Below are 3,464 nucleotides of genomic sequence, written 5' to 3' on the forward strand. Positions count from 1 at the left end.
CCATGAACGCCTTCGACCTGGCCTTCGACGGCCGCCTCACCGCAGGCCAACTCTAGCCACACCAACCCCAGTTACACCGCTCGCTTTACAGACCCCCATCAGATCACGGTGCTGGAGCGCCAACTCGGTGGCGAGAGGATTCGGTTCTCTCCAGGCGATCGCGCGTTCCTGGCAGCGTTGCTGCACCGCCTGCCCTCGGAGGTGCTGCGCAGGATTCGGCTGGTGGTACGTCCGGACACGGTGCTGCGCTGGCACCGTGATCTGGTCGCATGCCGCCACGCTGCGCGCTCGCGGCCCAAGCGGCCGGGGAGGCCGCGGACCGTGCGCTCCGTCCGGCTGCTGGTGCTGCGGCTCGCCCGCGAGGACTCCAACTGGGGATATCGTCGCATCCACGGCGAACTCCTCGTTCTGGCAGTCAAGGTGGCAGCCTCCACCGTCTGACAGATCCTCCAGGAAGCCGGGATCGATCCGGCACCCGAGCGTGCTACGAGCACGTGGGCGGACTTCCCGCGCTCCCAGGCCGACGCCCTGCTGGTGTGTGACTTCCTGGAAACGATCACCTTGTCCGGGGCACGCATGTATGTGTTCGCGGTGATCGAGCACGCCAGCCGACGGATCCGGATCCTCGGCGCCACCGCGCACCCCACCGCCAGGTGGGTGACGCAAGCCGCGAAGAACCTTGTCATGGACCTCGAAGACGCCGGCTGCCGGGCCAGGTTGCTGATCCGGGACCGGGACGGGAAGTTTCCCGCCCTGTTCGACGCAGTCCTCAACGATGCGGGGATCGAGGCAGTACTCAGCGGAGTACGGATGCCTCGCATGAACTCGATCACGCAACGGTGGGTGCAGACCTGCCGGCGCGAGCTGTTGGACCGCACTCTGATCTAAACCAGCATCACCTGCTCCACGCGCTACGCGAGTTCGAGAGGTTCTACAACGGGCACAGGCCGCACCAGGGACTCGCCAACGCCCGCCCCTCCACCCGCTGCCCGTCCCGACTCGAACCGGATCGCCCGTCTGGATATTCGACGACGAGCACGGCTTGGTGACACGCTCCACGCGTACCGGCATGCTGCCTGACCAGCATGGATGAGGTATTCGGCAAGGGCAAGATCGGCCGGGCCGCGGTCTGCGCCGAGGCGGGCGCCCACCCCGATCCGCGGGTGCGCGCGAGGCTCGCCGCCACCTTCCGGCCCAAGCTCACGTCCGATCAATGGGTACGTCTGGTCCGCGACGGCCGCCGGGAGCAAGACGGTGGTCGAGCGCGCCGAGGTGTGGGCGGCGGTGCTCGGCCGGCCGGCGTGGCCTTCGCACTGGGCGGAAGGGATCCGCCACATCCAGCAGCCGGTGCTGGAAGCGTTGGGGATGGTGTGGTCGGCGTGGGACACCGCCTGGGTCGACGGACGCGCCGTGGCGCAGGAGTGGGCAGCAGTACACGGGCACCTGCTCGCGCCGACCGCGAGGGGCACTTGAACGCACCGCGCAAGCACGTCGAAGAGATGGCAGGCAAGGCGGAGAGATCGCGGGGGTTCGGCTCGGGGGGTGGCTGGCCAACACCCGACGCCGGGCAGGCCGGCTCCCCGCAGCCCGCCGCGCCGAACTCGACGCCCTCGGCATGCGCTGGTAGGGCGGGCGATCGGAGACAGGACGCCGCAGGTCCCGCGCCTCACGATTCCGAGCAGCGAAGACCCCCTGCTTGTCCACATGGACGGCAAGGACGCAGTCCACGGCCATCGAGCCAACGACAGGTAGAGCCCCTCCGGCAGCTGAACCTGCCGGAGGGGCTCTCGCGCTGTGGGCTCGAGGTGCCTGTCAGCGGATAGGCCGCTACCGTCGAAAGAGGTGAGGCCGCGATTCAGGACGCGTCCCGCGACGCGCTCCCGCAACGGTCGGCCTGCAGCCGGGAGACGTGCGTCCCTCGCTTTCACGCGGCGACCTCGACGACAGCGCCGCATCGGTCTTCGAGCGGCACCATCCAGCCATCGCCGGACCCCACACTTCGGCGTGAGGCCGCGGGGCTATCCCTCTCGTGCTGGGACAGCGCGAGAACGTGAAAGAAGGAGCAGAGCCATGCGAGCACATCGCGCCAAGCGCGCCTTCGCCTGCGTCGCGGCCGGCTTCCTGTTGGCCGGCGGCACCGCAATCGGAGTGGCGGGCACGGCCACAGCAGCCGCCCCCACCACGACGACCGCCTCGGTTCCCACGAACTGCTCGTGGCACAGCGGCTGGTACGACAGTTACCACCACTGGCACCAGGGCTATTGGGACTGCAACTCCAACCGCTGACCTGCCCGCCGTCCGGGCGAGTGGCCGCTGGTACGACTCACCCCTCAGGCTCTGCCAAGCGTTCAGCGGTCACCAGGGCGTGCGCTGGCCTGTGTTGCGTCTTCGTGCCCTCACGCCCTCAGGGGCTGGGTCGCACCGTGTTCAAAACTACTGGAAGCTGTCATGCACAGAGTGACCTTGCGGCGGCTGCTCTACACGGCTGCATCAGCGCCGCTCGCACTAGGGCCTGTGTGATGTTGTGATCAGCCAGTTGCCTTCAGGAGGTCGTTGATCCAGATCATCGAGGCACGGAGGTGGAGGCCAGCAAGGTAGCTCTCGGGCGTCTTGTCGTAGCGGATCGCGATGCCCCGCCAGGCCTTCAGCTTGTTGATCATGTGCTCAACGGTGTTCCGCTCTTTGTAGAGATCGGCGTCATGGCGTGTGGGGCGGCCGCCTCGGCTGCCCTTCTTCTTCCGGTTGGCGGCTTGGTCCTTCTTCTCCGGGATGACTGCCCTGATGTTGCGTTTGCGCAGGTAAGAGCGGTTAGCGCGGGATGAATAGGCCTTGTCCGCTGCGACAGCGTCGGGCCGGGTTCGGGGCCGGCCGACGGGAAGACGGATGCGCAGCTTCTGCAGCACGGGGACGAACTACGGGCTGTCGGCGGCCTGTCCTGCGGTCAGGACGAGGGACTGCGGACGGCACTTGCGGTCTGCGGCGAGATGAATCTTGCTCGTCAGCCCACCGCGAGATCTGCCGAGCAGGGCTTGGTCCAAGCGGAGCCTGCGCCGTCGCCTGATGTGCCGCCGCTCTTCTGGGCCGGGGTCGTCACTGCCGTCCTGACCGTTCTGTTCTGGCGGGCCGCCCCCTTTTGCCGGGCCCGCTCCTGCTCGACGGCGGCCCTCTTCAAGGGCGTCCATGACCTCCATGCCGATGCGCATCCCGGCGGCGTCGTGGTGGGCGCGGGCCGTGGTGGAGTCCACGCTGACCAGGGACAAGTCCGTCTTCCCATGTCGGGCGGCCTCGGCGATCAGGCCTTCGAGCAGTGCGGTGAAGATGCCGGCGTCCCTCCACACCCGGAAGCGGCCGTAGACAGTCGGCCACGGGCCCCTCCCTGACATCGTTGGGCGAGACACCCCGGCGTGATCAGTTAGCCTGGGTGGACGAACGAGCAGGAGAACCACCCGCATGACCAGCACCAG

At 68.0% G+C, this 3,464-nt stretch carries 2 protein-coding genes and 2 pseudogenes; 3 read left to right on the plus strand and 1 reads right to left on the minus strand.

The window, feature by feature from the left end:
- The first annotated feature begins 102 nt into the window (after positions 1 to 102).
- From ABZ656_RS57125 to ABZ656_RS57135, 3 genes and pseudogenes are all read left to right on the plus strand, one after another.
- A pseudogene (locus tag ABZ656_RS57125) lies at positions 103 to 1,080 on the plus strand (integrase core domain-containing protein).
- A 174-nt stretch (positions 1,081 to 1,254) separates the two neighbouring features.
- Entirely contained in the window at positions 1,255 to 1,473 is a 219-nt protein-coding gene (locus ABZ656_RS57130; RefSeq protein ID WP_360280548.1) for a hypothetical protein, read from the plus strand.
- A 597-nt stretch (positions 1,474 to 2,070) separates the two neighbouring features.
- On the plus strand, positions 2,071 to 2,286 hold the full coding sequence (locus ABZ656_RS57135; RefSeq protein WP_075033980.1) for a hypothetical protein: 216 nt from the start codon (positions 2,071 to 2,073) through the stop codon (positions 2,284 to 2,286).
- A 242-nt stretch (positions 2,287 to 2,528) separates the two neighbouring features.
- On the opposite strand, the pseudogene ABZ656_RS57140 reads toward ABZ656_RS57135, so the two are convergent.
- Positions 2,529 to 3,383: pseudogene (locus ABZ656_RS57140) on the minus strand (IS5 family transposase).
- Positions 3,384 to 3,464 lie beyond the last annotated feature (81 nt).

The sequence above is a fragment of the Streptomyces sp. NPDC007095 genome (genome assembly GCF_040634475.1).
GTDB lineage: Bacteria > Actinomycetota > Actinomycetes > Streptomycetales > Streptomycetaceae > Streptomyces.